A 20,925-nucleotide genomic window follows, 5' to 3' on the forward strand; every position below is an offset into this window, starting at 1 on the left:
GGACCCTGCATGAAGTTGCTTCACGTCGCCGATCTGCATCTCGACTCGCCGATCCGCACGCAGGCCGCTCGCAATCCCGCGCTGGGGCGGGCGCTGCGCGCGGCATCGCGGCAGGTCTTGACCCGGCTGGTCGATGCCGCGCTGGCCGAAGGCGTTCAGGCCGTGCTGTTCGCGGGCGACACGTTCGATGCAGGTGTCGCCGATTTGCGCAGCCGCGCCGCGCTGGCCACCGAACTTCGTCGTCTCGGGAATGCAGGCATCCCGGCGGTGATGATCCAGGGCAACCATGACGCACTTCTGGACCTTGACCGCTACGGCCCGGTGTCCGACGCGCTAACGCTGCTGACTCCCGAGGCGCCGACCTTCCGGCTGGGCGACGCGTCGATCCACGGGCTTGGCTTCAGCGCGCCGCATGTGCCTGAAAGCCTGCTGCCGCGCTACCCGGCGCCCGAAGCCGGGCGCTGGAATGTCGGGCTGATGCACACTTCGCTGGACGGTGCAGCGGGCCACGACCCCTATGCGCCCTGTGCCCTCGGTGACCTGTTGGCCCATGGATACGACTACTGGGCGCTGGGGCATATCCACAAACGGGCCGAATACCCGGGCGAGGGGCGGCTGGCCGTGATGCCGGGCATCCCGCAGGGGCGCAGTATACGCGAGACGGCGGGCGGCTCCGCCACGCTTGTGGAGCTTGACCTCGACGGGGTACGCGCCCGCGCCATGCCGCTGGAACTGTTGCGCTTCGTCCGGCTGGAAGTGGAACTGGCCGGGGTCGAGGACCAGGCGGGCCGGGACGCGAGGCTGCACATGGCGCTGACTGATGCGGCCACGCCCGGCGCGCTTGTCGCGGTTCGGCTGGAAGCGTCCGGAAGCGCGGCGGAACTGGGCGATCCCGCGATGCTGCAGGCCCAGGCGGAGGCCGCGGCCGAGGCGACCGATGGCGTGTTCCTTGACCGGCTGCGCCTGCGACCGTCCGTGCGCGCCGCCGTGCCCGGCGCGGCGGACGATCTGGCGGCGCTCATGCGCGAGGACGCGGCCACGCCCGGCTTTCGCGACGAGGTGCGCGCCGCGATCAGGGATCTGCGCGAGGCGCTGCCGGGTGACATCCGCGACACGCTTGACGACGGCGAACTGGATGCGTTGATCGACGAGGGCGTTGCGCTGATGGCTTTGCGCCTTGGTGCGAAGGGGGAGACGAAATGAGGCTGCGCACGCTCGATCTGATCCGCTACGGCCGCTTCACCGACCGTACGCTCGACTTCGGTCCGGCAGGCGACGGGCCGGACGTGGCCATCGTCTACGGCCCCAACGAGGCGGGCAAGAGCACCGCGCTCCACGCCTGGCTGGACCTTCTGTTCGAAATGCCGTTGCAGCATCGTTACGCATTCCAGCACGCGCGAAAGGACATGCTGATCGGCGCCACACTCGAGACCGCCGATGGCCCTTTGACCCTGCGCCGGACCGGGCAGCGCACGGGGTCGCTGACCGACGCACGAGGCCGCGCGGTGGACGAACGGCGGCTGGAGGTGCTGCTGCACGGGCTCGATCGGGACGCCTACCGAACGCGCTTCTCGCTCGATGACAGGGTTCTGCGCGAGGGCGGCGAGGAGATCGCAAAGGCGCAGGGCGATCTTGGCCAGCTTCTGTACGCGGGTTCATCTGGCCTGTCGGGCTTCGCTGAAACGCTCAGGCAGGCGCAGGAAGAAATCGACGGCTTTCACAAGCCCCGTGGGCGCAGCACGGTTCTGGCCGAGGCGCGCAATACACTGCGCGGGATCGAGGACAGGCTGGATGCCGCGCGGCTCGATCCGCGCCGTTTCGATGCGCTGCAGGCCGAAGCCGCAGCCGCCGACGCGGCGCTGGCGGAAGCAGGGGCAAAGCGCGATTATGCCAAGCGCGCGCTGCGCCTGCGGGAGGCCGCCGATGCGCGCCGGGATCTGTCGCGCGAGATCGACGTGCTGACAGACCGCTTGGCCGATCACCCGGCCGGGCCGGACTTGCCGCCCGAGGCTGCCGCGCGGCTGGCGCAGGCGCTTGAGGCGCTGACCGTGGCGCGGGAGGGGCGCGCGCGGGCCGATGAGGCGCTGGCCGATGCCGAACGGCGCCGCGCAGATCAGACGCCGGACCCGGACGGGCTGCGGATCGGCGCGCTGCTGGCCGAGTTGGAGGACGTCCCTTTCGGTGACGGCCAGACGCTCGTGATGCGTGCGACTGCCGCTGATGCAGATCTTGGCAATCGCCGGGCCGAGCGCGACCGGCTGCGTACATCCGTCCGGATGCTGGCTGAGCGCCTTGCCGGTCCGGAAGCGGACCCGGCGCATGTGGTGCTGGCACGCGACGTGATGTCCGCGATCCGGGACGCGGCGCTGGATCTGCGCGCCGCGCGGACCGGGCGGGACGAAGCGCGCCGGACGTTGGCCGCCGCACGTGACGGTCTAGGCCCGTCCGAAGTGATGCCAGACGGCTCGGAGGCGCTGGCCGATGCGCTGGCCGCGCTCGACTCGCTCCGGCTCGACCCCGAGGCACTTGCCGCCACGGCGCGGGACGCTGCGCTTGCGGCGGATCTTGCGGCGGCCGGTCTGCCATCCGGCTGGGACGTACTGACCGAAGCCGGGCTGCCGACCGCCGCCGAACTGCGCGCGGCCGAACAGGCGGTGCAGGCCGCAGCGGCCGAGGTCGCAAAAGCGGATGGCGCGGCAGCCGATGCTGCCGAAGCGCTGGCTGCCCAGACCGCGGCCCTTGAGGCCGAAACAGGCTTGGGCGACGTGGTGACCGACGCCGACATCGCGGCCAGCCGGGCGGCGCGCGACCGGCTCTGGTCCACACATCGCGGCGCGCTCGACGCGGCCTCGGCGGATGCGTTCGCCGAAGCCATGGCGCAGGACGACGCCGCGCGCGACCGTCACGGGGCCAGCCGCGAGGCCCGTGCGCACCGCGCCCGCATGGAGGCGGAGGTCCATCTTCTGCGCGAAAGGCTCGCCCGCCGAACAGACGCCGCACAGGCCGCGCGCGCCGCGCAGGAAACGCCGTTGGGCGCCGCCGCCCAGCTCGCCGGGCGTCTCGGGCTTGACCCGTCGGTGTCCCCTGCCGTCTTCGCCGAACGCCGCGAGGCGCTGATTGCGGCCGCCGGCGCGCGTCTGGCTGCAGAGGCCGCGCAGGCCGACCACGCGCGCGCGCTGGATGCCAGCAATGCTGCTTTGCGGGCGGTTGCGGGTGCGGTCCGGGAGGTCGGAGGCACGGTTTCGGCGATGCCCGATGGTCTGCCCGCTGCCCGACGGCTTCGGTCCGATCTCGATGAACGCCGTGCACGCATCGCCAGTCGGCAGGAGGCCGCAGGCGTCGTGCGCAAACTGGAGGCCGCCGAGGCCCGCTGCGCGGCGGCAGTGACCGACGCGGAGGCGGCACTGACCCGGCTTACGGCCGGGCTTTGGTGCGCCGGTCTGTCCGGCGAAGCGCTGCTGCGCCTCTACGACGATCTTGCGGAGTTGGGCGAGCAACACGCCGCGCTAGGTGAGCTTGAACGCAGGGTCGCCCGGATGCAGGACGCACTCGATGCGTTTGACACGCGCGCGGGCGATCTTATTGCGGCGCTCGGGGACGAAGCGCGCGGGGCATCGGTGGCCGGGTTGCTGCGCGCGGCGCGCGATCGCGCAGCGGCCGCCGGAGCGGCGGACCGTGCGATCGCCGCCGCGCAGCGGGACGCGGCGGCCGCGCGCGAAGAACAGAAGCGCCTCGACCGAAAGATCGCTTCGGCCATCGATCGGCGCGACGCGGTGTTCGCCGGTCAGGACTCGGTGCCCGGCGAAGATCCGGAGGCTGCTCTGGCGCGGCTGCTGGCACGGGACGAGCTGCGCGCGCAAATCGCCAGTCTGTCGAAGGAGCGGACGGCGCTGGCCGAATGGCATGACCCCGCCGCGCTTGCCGAGGAGGAGGCGCAGGACGACCCGGTGCGCACCGAGGCGCTCACCGATACGGTGAAGGAGGCCGAAGCCGCGCGCGACCATGCCCTCGGACGCCGGGCGGAGGCGCGCGCTGCGCTGGACGTCGCGCTGAACGGCGAGGGTGGTGTCGATCTGGCGCAGGAGCGCGCCGCCGTGCTGGAAGAGCTGCGCGAAGCCGCCCGCCGCGCCGCCCTGACGCGGATCGGGTTGGTTGCGGCGGCCGGGGCTCTCCGCCGCCTGCGCGAGGACCGGCGCGGTCCGATGCTGCAGGCCACCGAGGCCGCGTTCCGGCAGATGACAGGCGGCGAGTGGCCCCGGCTTGAGGCTCAGCCCACCGGCAGCGGCGAGCGGCTGGTGGGGATACGCAATGGCGCGGCGGTTCCCGCCGATGCCATGTCCACCGGCACGCGCGGGCAGCTTTACCTCGCGCTGCGCGTGGCCGGGCATGCGGATTTCACCGACCGGTTTGGCCCGCTGCCGTTCCTGACCGACGATATCCTTGAAACCTTCGACGACGACCGCGCGGCGGCGGCGCTGCGGCTTGCGGCCGAGATGGGGCGGATGGGGCAGGCGATCCTGTTCACGCATCACCGCCACCTCGTGCAGATGGCTGAGGACGAGATCCCCGGCCTGCGCATCATCGACCTTCAGGCAAACTGAGCCGACCCGCCACGCCGCCGAACGCGGTTCGGCCCTCGTCCACCTGCAGGCCCGCCGCGGCGCGCGCCGGGCGGTGGCGCACGCCTAGTAATCCGATACCAGCAGGTGACGCGGGGCCGTGTCCTCTTCGATAGTGGAAAAACGGCCGATCGGGTCGCGGAACACGTTGTCGGTCCGGTCGTCATTGACGGTGGACACCTCTCCGATCAGGCAATCGGACCCTTCGGCCCAGAACGCGTGCCAGATGCCGGGCATGAGCGTGACGCTTTCGCCGGGTTTCAGACGCAGCCGCCCCCCGGCATCGAGGTGCCGCATCACGCCGTCGCAGGGCACCGTGACGGGCGCTGCGGGGTCGATGCCGCCTTCCGCGTCCGGGGCGAAAAGTTCGATCACAAGGTCACCGCCGCCCCGGTTGATGATGTCCTCGGCTTTCAGATCGTGGCGGTGCATGGGCGACAGCTGATCACGGCGCGAGATCATGATCTTCTCGGCATAGAGCATCCCACGCCCCTTTCCGAGATCGTCGAGCGTGCCGTTGCGGGTGGTGAACAGGAACAGCCCCATTTCGTCGAAGCGGCCCGCGCCGTAATCGGTGATGTCCCAGCCCAGCCCGCGACTGCGGATCGTGTCCGCCTGCGGCGCGCGGATCTCGTCGGGGCTCCAGTAGGCGAAGGGCGGCATGACATAGCCGAAGCTGCGGATGAAGGCATCGCCCGCGGCGATTATGTCGTTGATCTCAGTACGTTTCATGGTGCCTTTCCGTAGTGCGAGATGCGGTTTGCGCCGGGGCGCACAGCCCGCCGTCGCCGCACCGCATTTTGTCGCGGCGATGGCGGTTATCGTCAAGGTGTCGTCACCGGGCCTGCGCCGGCGGCGGGTCATCCTTTCGGTGGGCGATCCTTCGCGCGGAGCCTATCGCCGCCGTGAAGCCGTGTCACCTGCATCAACACCGTCAAACGGAAAGCCGCGCCGCCGGGCCCTTTCGCGCTGATTGGCGCCCGGACGGTTGCGCATCTGGGGCGGGTTGGCGATGACGGCACCTCCGCGCCGCGGCGGTTGCGGCCGGCTGGGCGCGTCCGACCGCGAAGCAGGGGAGACGGACGGACTCGCGGCGTATGAATCGCATATGATTCCCATATGACTCCCGTATGAGTCTTGGAGGAGCGCCGCGCGCATGTGAGCCGCCGTCGGGGCGTGGCGGGATCAGTCCGGCGGGCGGTAGCCGATGGCGCGCTTGTGGGCGAGCCATGCGACTTGGAAGTCTGTTTGGTTGAGGCGTTCGGTGGACCAGTGTTCGAGCGGCGGTTCCCCGGCTGTCAAACCTTCCGGCAGAATGGCGCCGACATCGCCGAACGCCTCCGCAAGGAGGCGGGGCAAGTCGTCAAGGTCCGTGTCTGGTATCGACAGGTTAACATCCCTAAGACTGGCACCTTGAAGAGTAGCCGGTCTTAGGGAAGTTTTTTCAGAGAACCGCGCCCTGCTGAGGTCCGCCCCCTCCATCCGCGCCCTGCGGAGGTCCGCCCCCCCCATCCGCGCCTCGTAGAGGTTCGCCCCTTCCATCCGCGCCTCGTAGAGGTCCGCCCCCTCCATCCGCGCCCTGCGGAGGTCCGCCCCCTCCATCCGCGCCTCGGTGAGGTTCGCCCCCTCAATCCGCGCCCTGCGGAAGTCCGCCCCCTCCATCCGCGCCTCGGCGAGGTCTGCCCCCTCCAGATGCGCCTCGTAGAGGTTCGCCCCCTCCATCCGCGCCCCGTTGAGGTCCGCCCCCTCCATCCGCGCCCCGCTGAGGTCCGCCCCCTCCAGATGCACCCCGGCGAGAAGGGCGCGGGCGAGGTTCAGGTTGGAGAGGTCGGCGGCTTGCAGGTTGGTCTTGCGCAGGTCGAGGCGGTAGGGCTCGTTGCTCTGGCGGTGTTTGCGCTTCTGTTCCAGAGCGCGCTGGTGGTCGCTGCGGCGGCCGATGACCTCCATCGCGGCATCAATGTCGGCGCGAGGAGCGTCGTCCGCTTGCAGACGCCCGATCCAAGCTTGCCTGTCGGCGCGTCGGGTTTTCAGATCCTCGGCGCGCTTTTTCAGCACCTCATCACTTGGGTCTTCGCGGTAGTCCGGCCACGGGTCGAGCGGGTTCGGCTGCGCGCCGCTGGCCGGGGCGTTCTGGCGGATGTAGGCGCAGAGGATTTCCATCACGCGCACATGGTCGCGGTCGCTGTCCTGCGCGATGCGTTCGAGGGCGTAGATCGCGCCGAGGCGGACTTCGATGTTGGGAACGGTCTGGGTGATGTTCTGCCAATCGGCGACATGAGTCACCCCGACGGTTTCGTAGGACTCTCGCGTTCCCTTCCATTCGAAAATCGAGTCAGGTTGATCGTTCTCATCCGTGAACCTGACCGTACGACCGAGGCGGTTCACCTCTTTCTGCGCGCCGAGGCCCTCCACCGCCTTGTTGATCAGGTCGGTGGTCAGGTTTTCCTCGGCGGTGCGGGTCTGGCGTTCGGTCGCGTAGGTCCGGATGATGGCGAGCGGGGCTGCGAGCAGACCGCCGAGCGCGGTGATCAGTCCGACCAGCCCGAGGACATACCAGCGGAGCGAGTCGTTCGGATCGGCGTTGAGCAAATCGCCGGTCACATCGAAGATCCCGAAGAGCAGGGTAATCGTGCGCCAGAAGAGCGCGCCCCAGACGGGGACGAGCACCAAGGCGCATACGAGCAGTGCAAAGAACCACCACGGCTGACGCCCCCGGCAGGACGCGACGAATTTCAGGACTGGTGCGAAGCCCGCCGCGATGCGTGTCGCAGCTTCCTTCGAGAGTTGACGGTGGACCTTTGCATCCGACACCACGGTTGCCGCGAGCAGGAGGGCAAGCGTGCCACCGAGGCTGGCGGCGAGGGCAGCGAGCGCGGTCACCGGGCCACTACCGCGCGGTTCGGAAGCGATGGGTTGAATAGGGGGTGCCGGGGGCATCCCGATGGATAAGATCGCTCAAACGCAGCCCCTGAAAATCCCATTAACCTTCTTTCAGCGTAGCGAGGCGGTGGCGGGCGCTCAAGGGCGTGCCTATGTGTTGGCGGTGCACGGGCGGGCCTGCTTGCCTTCGTCCCGGCGGGCGCTTAGGGTCCGCGCCAATTCGCACCCGACACACATGCGGGGCCGCACCGGCCCGCCAGACGAGGATACACGATGCTTTCCACCGCTGCTTTTGCCGCCGCAACCTTCGCCTTCGCCGCGCCCGCCTTCGCGCAGGCCGGGGGCGACCCAATGGCTGCCTTCACCAGCTTCGTTCCGCTGATCCTGATCTTCGCGATCATGTATTTCCTTCTGATCCGTCCGCAGCAGAAGAAGGTCAAGGAACACCAGAAGATGGTGGCCGCGCTGCGCCGGGGCGATCAGGTGGTCACGCAGGGCGGGCTGATCGGCAAGGTCGTCAAGGTCAAGGACGACGGCGAGCTGGAGGTCGAGCTGGCCGAGAACGTCAAGGTGCGCGTGATCCAGAACACCGTCGCCCAGGTGCTGAGCAAGACCGAACCGGCGAAATGATAGGCGGCCCCCGAGGGGGCCTGACCGGGGCGCGATCCGCGCCCCGCTGCACGCCGCGGAGGGCGCATGCTGCACATACCCACATGGAAACGGGCGTTGATCTGGGCGGTTGTGGCCGCCGGGGTGTTGCTGGCGCTGCCCAACGTGTTCTACTCCCGGGTGGAGAGCCATAACGACGCCGCCCGCGCGATCGAGCAGTCGGGCGCCACGCCGGAGCGGGAGGCCGCGCTTGCGGGCTGGCCGGGGTTCCTGCCCTCTGGGCTGGTGAACCTGGGGCTCGACCTTCGGGGCGGCGCGCATCTGCTGGCCGAGGTCCATGTCGAGGACGTCTACGAGGACCGGATGCGCGGGCTGTGGCCCGATGTGCGCAACGCCCTGCGGGCGGAGCGTGACGCGGTCGGCCCGGTGCGCCGGGTGGACGGGCCCGCGGGCGAGCTGCATGTGAGGCTCGGCAACCCTGAGGGCATGGCCCGCGCCATGGAGGTCGTGCGCGACCTTGCGCGGCCCATCGTGTCGCTGACCGGTGTGGGCGCGTCGGACATCGAAGTGCGGGGCGAGGGTGACCTCTTGATCGTCACGCTGTCCGAGGCCGAGCAGCAGGCGACCGACCGCCGCACGATCCAGCAGAGCCTCGAGATCATCCGCCGCCGCGTGGACGAGGTCGGCACCCGCGAGCCGACGATCCAGCGACAGGGCGACACGCGCATCCTGATCCAGGTGCCGGGTGTCGGATCAGCGGCCGAACTGAAGGCGCTGATCGGCACGACGGCGCGGCTGACCTTCCAGCCGGTGGTCGGACGCACCGACACCGCGGGTGCAGCGCCGGGGGCGGGCAACGTGCTGTTGCCCTCGCTCGACGAACAGGGCGTGTTCTACATCATCGAGGACCGGGTCGTGGTATCCGGCGAAGAGTTGACCGACGCCCAGCCCGCCTTCGATCAGAACGGCCGCCCGGCGGTGAATTTCCGCTTCAACCCGACCGGGGCGCGCAAGTTCGGCGACTACACCGCCGAGAATATCGGCAACCCCTTCGCCATCGTGCTCGACGGCGAGGTGATCTCCGCCCCCGTGATCCAGAGCCACATTCCCGGCGGCTCCGGCATCATCACCGGGCGCTTCTCGGTCGAGGAAAGCACGCAGCTTGCGGTTCTGCTGCGCGCCGGCGCGCTGCCGGCCGAGATGACCTTCCTCGAAGAGCGGACCATCGGCCCGGAACTGGGCCAGGACAGCATCGAGGCGGGCGCGCTGGCCTGCATCGTGGCCTTCTGCGCGGTGCTGGTGTTCATGGCGCTCAGCTATGGCCTGTTCGGCATCTTCGCCAACATCGCGCTGCTGCTGAACGTGGCGATGATGTTCGGCCTTCTGTCGATGATCGGCGCGACGCTGACGCTGCCGGGCATCGCCGGGATCGTGCTGACCATCGGCATGGCGGTGGATGCCAACGTGCTGGTGTTCGAACGTATCCGCGAGGAAATGCGCACGGCGCGCGGCCCCGCTCGCGCGATCGAACTGGGCTACGAACGGGCGTTGTCCGCGATCCTCGATGCCAATGTCACGACGTTTCTGGTCGCTGCGATCCTGTTCACGATGGGCTCCGGCCCGGTGCGCGGCTTCGCGGTAACGCTGGCGCTTGGCATCATCACTTCCGTCTTCACCGCGATCTACGTGACGCGACTCATCATGGTGACGTGGTTCGACCGCGCGCGCCCCAAAACCATCGAGGTCTGACCGATGCGCCTGCGCCTTGTTCCGCAAGACACGAGTTACGACTTCTTCCGCTACCGGACCATCACCAGCGGCATTTCCATCGTCGCGGTCGTGCTGTCGCTGATCGTCTGGATGGTGATGGGCCTGAATTTCGGGATCGACTTCTCGGGCGGCACCACGATCCGGACCGAAAGCCCGGCCGCCGTCGACGTGGGCGCCTACCGGGGCGCGATCGATCCCCTGGGCCTTGGCGACGTGCGCATCACCGAAGTGTTCGATCCGACGTTCGGGCCCGAACGCAACGTGGCGATGATCCGGCTTCAGGCGCAGGAAGGGCAGGAAAGCGTGTCCGCCGAAACCATCGCCGAAGTGGAGGCGGCGCTTCAGGCGCTGGACCAGCAACTGACCTTCGCTTCGGTTGAATCGGTCGGCCCCAAGGTGTCGGGTGAACTGGTGCGCAGCGCGCTGATCGCTGTCGGCGTCGCCATGCTGCTCATCATGGTCTATATCTGGCTGCGCTTCGAATGGCAGTTCGCCGTGGGCGCGGTGGCCGCGCTTTTCCATGACGTGATCCTCGCAATCGGGATCTTCTCTGTGCTGCAGATCCGGTTCGATCTGGCGACCATCGCGGCGCTGCTGACGATCATCGGCTATTCGATCAACGACACGGTGGTGATCTTCGATCGCTTGCGCGAGAACCTGCGCAAGTTCAAGACGATGCCTTTGGTCGACGTGATGAACCTGAGCGTGAACGAAACCCTGAGCCGCACGGTCATGACCAGCGGCACCACGCTGCTGGCGCTGATCGCGCTGCTGGTGCTGGGCGGAGACGTGATCCGCGGCTTCGTTTTCGCGATCACCTTCGGGATCGTGGTCGGGACCTATTCGTCGCTCTACGTGGCAAAGAACATCGTGCTGCAACTTGGCGTGAAGCGGGACTGGAGCAAGCCCGACGCCGAGGCCGGCACGCAGTTCGGCGACGCGGACGCCTGAGCAGCGCCGCCGTACGGAGGGGAGATCTGCAATGCGACTGAACGAGGTGCGGTATTCGGATGGGCAGCCGGTGGACGGCTACGGGTCCGGCTTCTTCCGGATCGGCGGCAAGGTCGTCAGCGGTGGTCTTCTGGTCGCGCCGGGACGCGATCCGGTCACCTGGGGCGGATACGGCGATGCCGCACCGCTGCTGGCGCTGGCGGGCAGTGTGGATGTATTGCTGGTCGGCACCGGGGCCGAGATCGCGCATATACCCGCAGACCTGCGCGCTGCGCTGGAGGAGACGGGCATCGGGGTCGAGATCATGGCCAGCCCGGCGGCCTGCCGCACCTACAATGTGCTGCTGTCCGAGGGGCGCCGGATCGGGCTTGCGGCGCGGCCGGTCGCGTGAACGGCACGCTGCGCGCCCACCGGGTGCCTGCGGGCGCCGCGTGCCAGCCCATCCACATCCACGGTATCAATCGCAAACAGGGCGCGGCACCGTGCTGAGCGCGGCGAACCTTGCGATTTCGCGCGGCGGCGTGCCGGTGCTGTCCGGGCTGTCCTTCACGCTTGCGCGCGGCGAGGCGCTGATCCTGCGCGGGCCGAATGGCATCGGCAAGACGACGCTTCTGCGCACGCTGGCCGGGCTTCAGCCGCCGCTTGCGGGGCAGGTCGCGGCGGGCGAGGACGCGGTCGCCTATGCCGGGCACGCGGACGGTGTGAAACCGACGCTCAGTGTGGCCGAGAACCTTGCCTTCTGGGCCCGCGTATTCGGACAGGATGACATCGCACCCGCGCTTGCGGCGTTCGACCTTGCGGGGCTGGAGTCGCGGGCCGCGCAGAACCTGTCGGCCGGCCAGAAGCGGCGGCTTGGGCTGGCGCGGATGATGGTCACAGGGCGCCCGGTGTGGATGTTCGACGAACCGACCGTATCGCTGGACAGCGCCAGCGTCGCGCTGTTCGCAGCGGCGGTGCGCGCGCATCTGGCGGCGGGCGGCGCGGCGGTGATGGCGACCCATATCGACCTTGGACTTTCCGAGGCGCGGGTGCTTGAACTGGCGCCGTTCCGGGCCGGCGCCACGGCCGTGCCTGGCGGGACCGATGACCGGGCGTATGATGGTCAGGGTGCCGGAGCGGCGCGGCGGGGCGCGTTCGACGGCGATGACGATGCGGGGGCCTTCCTGTGATTGCCCTGCTGCGCCGCGACCTTGCCATCGCCACCCGTGCGGGCGGCGGTTTCGGGCTGGGGCTTGCGTTTTTTCTTGTCGTCGTGGTGCTGGTGCCGTTCGGGGTCGGTCCCGAGACTTCGGTACTGACCCGGATCGCGCCGGGTGTGCTGTGGATCGGCGCGCTGCTGGCCTGCCTTCTGTCGCTCGACCGGATGTTCGCGCTTGATTACGAGGACGGTTCGCTAGACCTGCTGGCCACCGCGCCGATCCCGCTGGAGGGCGTCGTCGCGGTCAAGGCGCTGGCGCACTGGCTGACCACCGGACTGCCACTGACGCTGATGGCACCGCTGCTGGCGGTGCTGTTGAACCTTCCGCCGCAGGGCTTTGTGTGGCTTGTCGTGTCGCTGGCGCTGGGGACACCCGCGCTCAGCGTGATCGGCGCGTTCGGCGCGGCGCTGACGGTCGGGCTGCGTCGGGGCGGGCTGCTGTTGTCGCTGCTGGTGCTGCCGCTCTACGTGCCGACGCTGATCTTCGGGGCCGAGGCCGCCCGTCGCGGGGCCGAGGGCATGGAGGCCGGAACCCCGTTGGCGCTGCTGACCGGGATCAGCCTGGGCTGCGCGGCGCTGATGCCATTCGCGGCGGCGGCGGCGCTCCGCGTCAATTTGCGCTAACATCAGGGGGGAATTGGGACGTGCAACAGGATCGCGGCGCGCTTAAATCTCGGGGCATGGCATCCCTTTGGGAATACGCGAACCCCAAGAGGTTCATGCAGGTCAGCGCGGTGCTTCTGCCGTGGATGGCCGGGCTCAGTGCGCTGTGCCTCGTGGTCGGGCTGGTGTGGGGCTTCTTCTTCACTCCCGACGATTTCCGGCAGGGTTCGACCGTCAAGATCATCTATCTGCACGTGCCCTCGGCACTGATGGCGATCAACGCGTGGCTCATGATGCTGGTCACCTCGTTGATCTGGTTGATCCGGCGGCACCATGTCAGCGCGCTGGCGGCACGGGCCGCGGCGCCGGTCGGGCTGGTGATGACGGTGATCGCGTTGGCGACCGGCGCGATCTGGGGTCAGCCGATGTGGGGCACCTGGTGGGCCTGGGACCCGCGGCTTACCTCTTTCCTGATCCTGGGGCTGTTCTATCTCGGCTACATCGCGCTTTGGGAAGCGGTGGAGAACGCAGACACCGCGGCGGACCTGACATCGGTTTTGTGCCTTGTCGGATCGGTCTTCGCGGTTCTGTCGCGCTACGCCGTGCTGTTCTGGAACCAGGGGCTGCACCAGGGCGCGTCGCTCAGCCTCGACAAGGAGGAAAACGTGGCCGATGTGTTCTACCACCCGCTGCTGGTGTCGATCGCGGGCTTCGTTCTGCTGTTCGTGGCGCTGGTGTTGCTGCGCACCCGCACCGAGATCCGCCAGCGGCGCCTTCAGGCCCTGCTGAACCGGGAGCGCATGGCATGATGCCCGATCTTGGAAAATACGCCGCCGAGGTGGCGGCCGCCTATATCGTGTCGATCGTTCTGATTGCCGGGCTGGTCTGGGCCAGCCTGCGTCGCGGCGCCAAGGTGCGCGCCGAACTGCGCCGGGTCGAGGCGCGGCGGGGCCGGTCGGATGGCTAAGGTTTCGCCGCTGGTTGCACTGCCGCCTCTGGTCTTCGCCGCGATGGCCGCGCTGTTCTATTTCGGGATGTTCCGTGACGACCCCGATGCGCTTCCGTCGGCCGTGGCCGGCGCGCCCGCGCCTGACGTGGCGCTGACGCCACTGGGCGACAAGCCGGGCTTCGACCGTGCCGCGCTGGATGCGCCTGGGGTGAAGCTGGTGAATTTCTGGGCAAGCTGGTGCGCGCCCTGCCGGGTGGAGCATCCCAAACTCGAACAGCTCGCCGCCGAAGGGCTGCCGATCTACGGCGTCAATTACAAGGATGAACCCGACAAGGCGCTGGCGTTCCTGCGCGACCTCGGTGATCCCTATGTTGCCGTTGGGGCGGATGCGACAGGGCGAACCGCGCTGGATTGGGGCCTTTATGGGGTGCCCGAAACCTACGTGATCGACGGAGACGGCACCGTCATTCTGCGGTTCGCCGGGCCCATCACAGAAAGCGTGCTTGCGTCGACCATCCGTCCGGCAATCGAAGCCGCATCACGATAGACACCGGCACGCATCGCCCCGTCACCTGCCTGTCTCGACAAAAAAGCGAGGGAAGGTCTTCTTCCCCCGCTCTTGCGTCCAATTTTTCCGGGCACCGAACTGGGCACCCGCAGGGTGGTTTCAGCTTTCCCTTTTGCGCCGACGGGCCACACCGAGAAGTGCGATGCCACCAGCGAGAAGGGGCAGGGCCGCGGGCACCGGAACAACTTGCGTGGCGGAATCGAGACGGACGAAAAATCCGGCCGGAAGCCCACCGGCGCCGTCACCGAATACTTCAAGGCTGTACGTACCGGCGGACAGAAGGATTTCTGCGCTGCTCAGCCTGTCACTGGTCCAGCCGTTATCCGCTGTTGCGTTGTCTCCGAAGCCGGCAGCAAAGCCTTGGAACGAGGTCGTGAGCAGGGGCGTGGTTCCGCCGGTTTCAAACACGGTGTAGATATCACCGACAAGAAACGCGTCTGTGATGCGAAAGAAAGCATCGTCCAGCAACGTGAACTCGTATGGCGAAAAATCCGAGGACACGTTGACGGCCTGAATAGTGTCCTCAAACCACCCGCCGTCCAGCACCGGGGTAGCTTGCGCCGCAAACGAGGTGATTGCCATTCCGACGGCAACAACGCCGCCCTTGAGCATAGTTTCAAGTCTCATTCTAAAACTCCTCATAAAGAGAGTTCGCCTAAGTGCTGACGCACTCCAACCCAAGTCTATCGTACGCAATCCTTAACGATGTCGCAAAATAAAATTAACTAAGATGCTTGGGAAAGCGCTTCGTATGCTCGCCTTTTGCGGTACTGCGGCGGCCCGGGCCGCGGCTTGCGCTGCTATTCTGAGCACGAAGTTCCCTCTATAGGCGAACGAACAGAGAAAGCCCCGACCATCGGCCGGGGCTTGATTCGCTTGGTGCGTCGTGTCGAGGTCTGGGTTAGGCGGCAGACTTCGCAAGGTTGCGCAGCACATAGTGCAACACGCCGCCGTTCTCGACGTACTCTTTTTCGATCGCGGTATCGATCCGACACTTCAGCTGGATCGTCTTTTCCGATCCGTCCGCGAAGGTGATCGTGCAGGGCACTTCGGAGAGCGGTTTGAGATCGCCCTCCAGTCCATGGATCGCCACCGTCTCGTCGCCCTTCAGGCCCAGCGACTTGCGAGTGTCGCCGCCGGTGAACTCGAACGGGATGACGCCCATGCCGACGAGGTTGGACCGGTGGATCCGCTCGAAGCTTTCTGCGATCACAGCCTTGACGCCGAGCAGGTTGGTCCCCTTGGCTGCCCAGTCACGGCTCGATCCCGCACCGTACTGCTCGCCGCCGAAGATCACCAGCGGCACGCCGGCGTCCTGATAGGCCATGGCGGCGTCGAAGATCGACATCTGTTCGCCGTTCGGGCCCTTGGTGTAGCCGCCCTCGACACCGTCCAGCATCTCGTTCTTGATGCGGATGTTGGCGAAGGTACCGCGCATCATCACCTCGTGGTTGCCGCGGCGCGAGCCGTAGGAGTTGAATTCGCGCACCGGAACCTGCCGTTCGACAAGGTACTTGCCCGCGGGCGTGGTGTCCTTGAACGATCCGGCCGGGCTGATGTGGTCGGTCGTGATCATGTCGCCGAGGATCGCCAGAACCTTGGCACCCTCGATATTGCTGATCGTGCCGGCCTCGGGGGCCATGTCCTTGAAATAGGGCGGGTTCTGCACGTAGGTCGACGAGGCGGGCCAGTCGTAGGTCAGGCTGTCGGTGGTCTCCACCTCCTGCCACTTGTCGTCGCCCTTGAAGACGTCGGCGTATTTCGACTGGAAGGCGTCACGGGTGACGGTCTCTTCAACCAGTTCGGCAACCTCCTTGCTGGTCGGCCAGATGTCCTTCAGGTAGACAGGTTCGCCGTCCTTCGACGTGCCCAGCGGGTCGGTCGTCAGGTCGATGTTCATGTCGCCCGCCAGCGCATAGGCCACCACCAGCGGTGGCGAGGCGAGGTAGTTGGCGCGCACGTCCGGACTGATCCGGCCTTCGAAGTTACGGTTGCCCGAGAGCACCGAAGTGGCGATCAGGTCGCCCTCGGCGATCGCCTGCGACAGCTCCGTCTGGATCGGACCGGAGTTGCCGATGCAGGTGGTGCAGCCGTAGCCGACAAGGTTGAAGCCGATCGCATCCAGGTCTTCCTGAAGGCCGGCGGCTTCGAGGTAGGCCGACACGACCTGGCTGCCGGGCGCGAGCGAGGTCTTGACCCAGGGCTTGCGGTTCAGCCCCAGCGCGCGCGCCTTGCGGGCGACAAGCCCCGCACCGATCATGACGTAGGGGTTGGAGGTGTTGGTGCAGGACGTGATGGAAGCGATCACGACCGACCCGTCCCGGATCTCGTAATCCTCACCCTTGACCTTGACCGACTTGCGCGGGTCGCGCGGCGTGTCAGGTGTGGGCGCCTCGGCGGCCATCTCGCGGGCGGCAGGGCTGGTGTCGACGCCCCGGTATTCGTTCACCACGTCGAAGAACTTCGTCGCCGCCTTGTCCAGCGTGACGTAATCCTGCGGGCGCTTGGGACCCGAGATCGCGGGCACGATGGTCCCCATGTCAAGGTGCAGCGTGTCGGTGTAGATCGGCGCGTAGTCGTCGCCGCGCCAGAAGCCGTTTTCCTTGGCATAAGCCTCGACCAGCGCCACGCGCGCCTCTTCGCGGCCGGTGTTGCGCAGATAGCGCAGCGTCTCGCCGTCGATCGGGAAGAAACCGCAGGTCGCGCCGTATTCGGGCGCCATGTTGGCGATCGTCGCGCGGTCCGCCAGCGGCAGGTTGTCGAGGCCCGCGCCATAGAACTCCACGAATTTGCCGACCACGCCCTTGGCGCGCAGCATCTCGACCACCTTCAGAACGAGGTCCGTGCCGGTGGTGCCTTCCATCATCTTGCCGGTCAGTTCGAAGCCGACGACTTCGGGGATCAGCATGGAGATCGGCTGGCCCAGCATCGCGGCCTCGGCCTCGATCCCGCCGACGCCCCAGCCCAGCACCGCCGCGCCGTTGACCATCGTGGTGTGGCTGTCGGTGCCGACCAGCGTGTCGGGATAGGCAACGGTGGCGCCGTCCTGATCCACGTCGGTCCAGACGGTCTGGGCAAGGTATTCAAGGTTCACCTGATGGCAGATGCCGGTGCCCGGCGGCACAACGCGGAAGTTGTTGAATGCCTTCTGGCCCCACTTGAGGAAGGTGTAGCGTTCGATGTTGCGTTCGTATTCGCGGTCCACGTTCATCTGGAAGGCGCGCGGATTGCCGAATTCGTCGATCATCACCGAATGGTCGATCACAAGGTCCACCGGGTTGAGCGGGTTGATCTTCTCGGGATCGCCGCCCAGCGCCTTCAGCCCGTCGCGCATCGCCGCAAGGTCCACCACGGCCGGAACGCCGGTGAAATCCTGCATCAGCACGCGCGCGGGGCGATAGGCGATCTCGCGGGGGTTCTTGCCGCCCAGATTCGCCCATTCCGCGAAGGCCTTGATGTCGTCCACGCTGACGGTCTTGCCATCCTCGAACCGCAGCATGTTTTCCAGAACGACCTTCAGCGCGGCGGGCAACTTGGAGAAATCGCCAAGCCCGGCCGCCTCGGCCGCCGGAATGGAATAATAGGCGACGGACTCGCCTCCGACCGTGAGGGTCTTGCGTGTTTTCGCGGTGTCTTGGCCGACAATGATAGTCATGGCTGTGGTTCTCCCGATATCCAGCGGAGTGAAGCTGATGCCGGTATGCCGTTTTGCCGAAACCCGATCAAGGGCAGGGGGGTGCGGCCTTTTGTATACCGTCGCACACAGAATGCGCGCGCCACATCGGTCCCTCCCCAAGGGCCGCGACCGACCGATGCGGCCGGGCGCGAAAATCTCGAAACGGTGATTGGCCCCGCTCCCCCGCTTGGCCTAGTTTCGCCAGAGCGGTCAACGAGGGGACGATCGAATGCAGCAATTGGCAAGGGCATGGCTCGCGGGTCTTTTGGCGGGGGCGTGCGCCTTCACCGGCGCTGCGGCGCAGGACGGCGGGGCGGTGCAGGCCGAGGCTGCACCGGCGGCGCGCGCCCCGGTGGTGGTCGAACTCTTCACCTCGCAGGGGTGCGTGTCGTGTCCGCCCGCGGACGAGCTTCTCGCCGAACTCGCACAGCGCGACGACGTGCTGCCGCTGGCGCTGCACGTAGACTACTGGGATTACATCGGCTGGGAAGACAGCTTCGCCCAGGCCGCCTTCACCACCCGGCAGAAGGAATACGCCCGCTCGGCGGGACGGCGGATGATCTACACCCCGCAACTGATCGTCGGCGGGCATCTCGAAGTGGCGGGCTACAAGCCCAACAAGGTGCTCAACGCCATCGCCTCCGAAAAGGATCGCCCGGCCCGGGTGCGCATCGACGTGACACCGGCGCAGGACGGCGCCTTGACCGTGCGGCTTACCCCGCTTCGGGCGATCGACGGACCCGCGCGGGTGATCGCGCTGCGCTTCCGCCCGCTGGCGGAAGTTCATATCGAACGCGGCGAGAATGCTGGGCGCACGCTGCACTATGCCAACATCGTCACCGACTGGACGCTGATAGGCACATGGGACGGTACGGCGCCCGCCGAATTCACCCTTCAGAAGCCGACGGGGCCGGATACGCTGCGCGGCGCGGTACTGGTGCAGGAAGACGGGCCAGGGCCGGTCCTTTCGGCGGCCCGGCTGGACTGACCAAGCAATTGCAGCAACGAACGGCGCCGACGCTTGCGCGGCCGGCCTCTCAGCCCTGCGCGGCCTCAAGCTCGGGCTTCCATCGGCGGTGAATCCAGAGCCATTGGTCAAGGTCTGCGCGCACCCGCGCCTCCAGACTGTCGTTGATCGCCTGCGTCATCGTCGCCGGATCGCTATGTGGCACCGGCGCCTCGGCCACGATCTCGAAGCCGTGCCCGCGCCGGATGCCGTAGACCGGCACAAGAAGGGCATCGTATTTCAGCGCCATTTCAGCCGCCGACAGCGACGTGCGCGCGGCCTTCCCGAAGAAGGTCAGCGGCGTGCCTTCGTGAACGTACTGGTCCAGCAGGATGGCCACTGCGTTGCCCTTGCGCAGGAACTTGACCATGCTTCCCAGGCCCTTGCGTCCGCGCGGGAAAACCGGCGCGGCGATGCGCGACAGCACGTCGTGGAACAACCGGTCCAGCGCCGGATCGTCCACCGGACGATAAAGCGCGCCGATCTGGTGCCCGCGCTGAGCCAGCGCGCAGCGTGCCGCGTCGAAATTGCCGAAATGCCCGCTGACGATGACGATCGGTCGCCGCGCCGCGCGCGCTGCGTCCAGCGCGGGCAGGCCCGGCCCCTGCATCGGCGTGCGGGCGATCTCGTCGATGAAGCGCTGCCCGGACGTGATCTCGGCCAGCATCCGTCCGGTATTGGCGGGCACGGCGCGGCACAGACGGCGCACCTCGCGTTCGGGCAAGTCGGGCAGCACGTAGTGCAGGTTGTCCCGCACCCGGCGACGGTATCCGGCAAGCGGCGCGAACACGTATGCCATCAGCCAGCCGATCACCGGCAAGCGCATCCGGTACGGCAGCAGCCGGGGCACTTCCAGCAGCGCGAGGATCGCGCGCCGGGTCCAGGGATTGCCGTCCTGAGCTTTCGCCACCTGCGCCGTGCCTCCTGTCCGCATCGGACCGTCCCGACGTGCCGCCTGGCTGCCGGTGGCCCGCTCCGACGCCCCGTATAGGATGGCAACTGCAGCCCGACAACAGCCTAGGGCCCGTGACCTCGCCGCCGCGCTTGATCCGCCGCCGCAAAGCGGTGAACGTGGCAAGGCCCACGTCCGCAGGTCGAATCTTTCCATGCCAGACGCAGACCGCTCTTGTCGTCGATGCCACGTCGTTCGCGCCGTCTCCTGCGCCGTGATGCGGCGCGCGTGCCGAGGGCTTCGTGCTTAAGCCTCGCACGCTTGCGGTGGTGGCCGCGCTGGTTTTGTGCGCCTTTTCATATGGCGTGGCGGTCGGAGCGTATCAGATTTTTCCGTTTTTCCAACTTTCCGCGGTGAAGCGCCTCGTGGTGCCTGCGCACCTGACCGAGGAGGTCAACCGCCCGGACCGCGTGGCACTGTTCGCCGCGCTCGGAACGCAAGCCGACCTCGTGCTGCTCGGCGACAGCCTGACCGAAGCGGGCCCGTGGGGCGAATTGCTTGGCGCAGCACGGGTCGCCAACCGGGGCATCGGCGGCGATACGACGGCGGACATACTGGCACGGCTCGACCCGATCCTGAGCGGGCAGGTGGGCACGGTGCTGGTGATGGCTGGGATCAACGATATCAGCCGGGGGATGCCGGTTCCGCAGGTGGCGGCCCGGCACGAACGGATCGCCGCGCAACTTGTTGCGGCCGGGATCGATGTCGTTCTGCAATCCACGATCCAGTGCGACCCGGCCCGCTGCGGGGCGGGCATGGCGGCCAAGATAGCCGCGCTGAACCGGGTCTTGCCGGACGTCGCGCGAAAGGCGGGGGCGGCCTACCTGCCGCTTGAGGGGCTTTCGGACCCCGGTGGGTTGCCACCTGGACTGAGCCATGATGGCGTGCACCTGAACGCGCGGGGATATCGGCTATGGGCCTCGCGCATCACCGCCCATCTCACCGCGCGTTGAGTCACCGCGCGTTGAAACGGAAGTAAGAAAGCTCACCGCTGCCTCGCGGACTGCGATATGATATTTCAGTGTATTGCGGAAAAAGTGGCAGCCCGTAGGGGAATCGAACCCCTCTTTCCAGGTTGAAAACCTGGCGTCCTAACCGATAGACGAACGGGCCAGCGCCGTGGCGTGTCGCGGGGTTTAGGCAA

18 protein-coding genes and 1 tRNA gene are annotated in these 20,925 nt (G+C 67.5%); 13 read left to right on the plus strand and 6 right to left on the minus strand.

Features of this window, described 5'->3' with window-relative positions; all coding sequences use genetic code 11:
* Positions 1-9: 9 nt before the first annotated feature.
* Both DKT77_RS08010 and DKT77_RS08015 read left to right on the plus strand, forming a co-directional pair.
* The gene (locus tag DKT77_RS08010) at positions 10-1,203 is read left to right on the plus strand and encodes a metallophosphoesterase family protein (protein WP_109811185.1); all 1,194 of its coding nucleotides are present in this window, start codon (positions 10-12) and stop codon (positions 1,201-1,203) included.
* Entirely contained in the window at positions 1,200-4,601 is a 3,402-nt protein-coding gene (locus DKT77_RS08015) for an AAA family ATPase (protein ID WP_109811186.1), read from the plus strand. Before DKT77_RS08010 ends, DKT77_RS08015 begins: the two co-directional genes overlap by 4 nt.
* Before the next feature lie 84 nt (positions 4,602-4,685).
* On the opposite strand, the gene DKT77_RS08020 is transcribed toward DKT77_RS08015, so the two are convergent.
* Positions 4,686-5,351 carry a D-lyxose/D-mannose family sugar isomerase gene (locus DKT77_RS08020; RefSeq protein WP_109811238.1) on the minus strand — a complete coding sequence of 222 codons (666 nt, stop codon included), beginning with the start codon at positions 5,349-5,351 and terminating at the stop codon, positions 4,686-4,688.
* Between the two features lie 453 nt (positions 5,352-5,804).
* Positions 5,805-7,499, minus strand: coding sequence for a pentapeptide repeat-containing protein (locus tag DKT77_RS21340; RefSeq protein WP_274520062.1), 1,695 nt, complete (start codon positions 7,497-7,499; stop codon positions 5,805-5,807).
* 351 nt (positions 7,500-7,850) lie between these two features.
* Between DKT77_RS21340 and yajC the strand changes: the two genes are divergently transcribed.
* From yajC to DKT77_RS08070, 9 genes are all read left to right on the plus strand, one after another.
* Positions 7,851-8,129, plus strand: a complete 279-nt coding sequence (gene yajC / locus DKT77_RS08030) for a preprotein translocase subunit YajC (RefSeq protein WP_109811239.1) — start codon at positions 7,851-7,853, stop codon at positions 8,127-8,129.
* A 66-nt stretch (positions 8,130-8,195) separates the two neighbouring features.
* A complete protein-coding gene (gene secD, locus DKT77_RS08035) occupies positions 8,196-9,857 on the plus strand; it encodes a protein translocase subunit SecD (protein ID WP_109811188.1) in 1,662 nt (553 codons plus the stop codon).
* A 3-nt stretch (positions 9,858-9,860) separates the two neighbouring features.
* On the plus strand, positions 9,861-10,829 hold the full coding sequence (gene secF / locus DKT77_RS08040) for a protein translocase subunit SecF (protein WP_109811189.1): 969 nt from the start codon (positions 9,861-9,863) through the stop codon (positions 10,827-10,829).
* 31 nt (positions 10,830-10,860) lie between these two features.
* Complete coding sequence (locus DKT77_RS08045) at positions 10,861-11,220, plus strand: Mth938-like domain-containing protein (RefSeq protein ID WP_109811190.1); 360 nt, start codon at positions 10,861-10,863, stop codon at positions 11,218-11,220.
* 91 nt (positions 11,221-11,311) lie between these two features.
* On the plus strand, positions 11,312-11,998 hold the full coding sequence (gene ccmA / locus DKT77_RS08050; RefSeq protein ID WP_238547750.1) for a heme ABC exporter ATP-binding protein CcmA: 687 nt from the start codon (positions 11,312-11,314) through the stop codon (positions 11,996-11,998).
* Positions 11,995-12,651 (plus strand): heme exporter protein CcmB, encoded by a 657-nt coding sequence (gene ccmB, locus DKT77_RS08055; protein WP_109811192.1) that lies wholly within the window; start codon positions 11,995-11,997, stop codon positions 12,649-12,651. Before ccmA ends, ccmB begins: the two co-directional genes overlap by 4 nt.
* Positions 12,652-12,707: 56 nt before the next feature.
* Positions 12,708-13,439: a heme ABC transporter permease gene (locus tag DKT77_RS08060; protein WP_109811193.1), complete on the plus strand. Its 732-nt coding sequence runs from the start codon at positions 12,708-12,710 to the stop codon at positions 13,437-13,439.
* Positions 13,436-13,597 carry a heme exporter protein CcmD gene (gene ccmD, locus DKT77_RS08065; protein WP_109811194.1) on the plus strand — a complete coding sequence of 54 codons (162 nt, stop codon included), beginning with the start codon at positions 13,436-13,438 and terminating at the stop codon, positions 13,595-13,597. Before DKT77_RS08060 ends, ccmD begins: the two co-directional genes overlap by 4 nt.
* Positions 13,590-14,126: a DsbE family thiol:disulfide interchange protein gene (locus tag DKT77_RS08070; RefSeq protein ID WP_109811195.1), complete on the plus strand. Its 537-nt coding sequence runs from the start codon at positions 13,590-13,592 to the stop codon at positions 14,124-14,126. Before ccmD ends, DKT77_RS08070 begins: the two co-directional genes overlap by 8 nt.
* Positions 14,127-14,246: 120 nt before the next feature.
* Here the strand turns inward: DKT77_RS08070 and DKT77_RS08075 are convergent, their stop codons facing one another.
* Together DKT77_RS08075 and acnA are read right to left on the minus strand one after the other, a co-directional pair.
* On the minus strand, positions 14,247-14,774 hold the full coding sequence (locus tag DKT77_RS08075; RefSeq protein WP_146204979.1) for a VPLPA-CTERM sorting domain-containing protein: 528 nt from the start codon (positions 14,772-14,774) through the stop codon (positions 14,247-14,249).
* A gap of 274 nt (positions 14,775-15,048) precedes the next feature.
* A complete protein-coding gene (gene acnA, locus DKT77_RS08080) occupies positions 15,049-17,802 on the minus strand; it encodes an aconitate hydratase AcnA (RefSeq protein WP_109811197.1) in 2,754 nt (917 codons plus the stop codon).
* 250 nt (positions 17,803-18,052) lie between these two features.
* Between acnA and DKT77_RS08085 the strand changes: the two genes are divergently transcribed.
* Positions 18,053-18,811, plus strand: coding sequence for a DUF1223 domain-containing protein (locus DKT77_RS08085; RefSeq protein ID WP_109811198.1), 759 nt, complete (start codon positions 18,053-18,055; stop codon positions 18,809-18,811).
* 49 nt (positions 18,812-18,860) lie between these two features.
* Here the strand turns inward: DKT77_RS08085 and DKT77_RS08090 are convergent, their stop codons facing one another.
* The gene (locus DKT77_RS08090; RefSeq protein WP_109811199.1) at positions 18,861-19,763 is read right to left on the minus strand and encodes a lysophospholipid acyltransferase family protein; all 903 of its coding nucleotides are present in this window, start codon (positions 19,761-19,763) and stop codon (positions 18,861-18,863) included.
* Positions 19,764-20,023: 260 nt separating this feature from the next.
* On the opposite strand from DKT77_RS08090, the gene DKT77_RS08095 reads away from it, so the two are divergent.
* Positions 20,024-20,734 carry a GDSL-type esterase/lipase family protein gene (locus DKT77_RS08095; protein ID WP_109811200.1) on the plus strand — a complete coding sequence of 237 codons (711 nt, stop codon included), beginning with the start codon at positions 20,024-20,026 and terminating at the stop codon, positions 20,732-20,734.
* 85 nt (positions 20,735-20,819) lie between these two features.
* Here the strand turns inward: DKT77_RS08095 and DKT77_RS08100 are convergent.
* Positions 20,820-20,894: transfer RNA gene (locus tag DKT77_RS08100), tRNA-Glu, on the minus strand.
* Positions 20,895-20,925 lie beyond the last annotated feature (31 nt).

Source organism: Meridianimarinicoccus roseus, assembly GCF_003172915.1.
In the GTDB taxonomy this organism is placed as follows: Bacteria; Pseudomonadota; Alphaproteobacteria; order Rhodobacterales; family Rhodobacteraceae; genus Meridianimarinicoccus; species Meridianimarinicoccus roseus.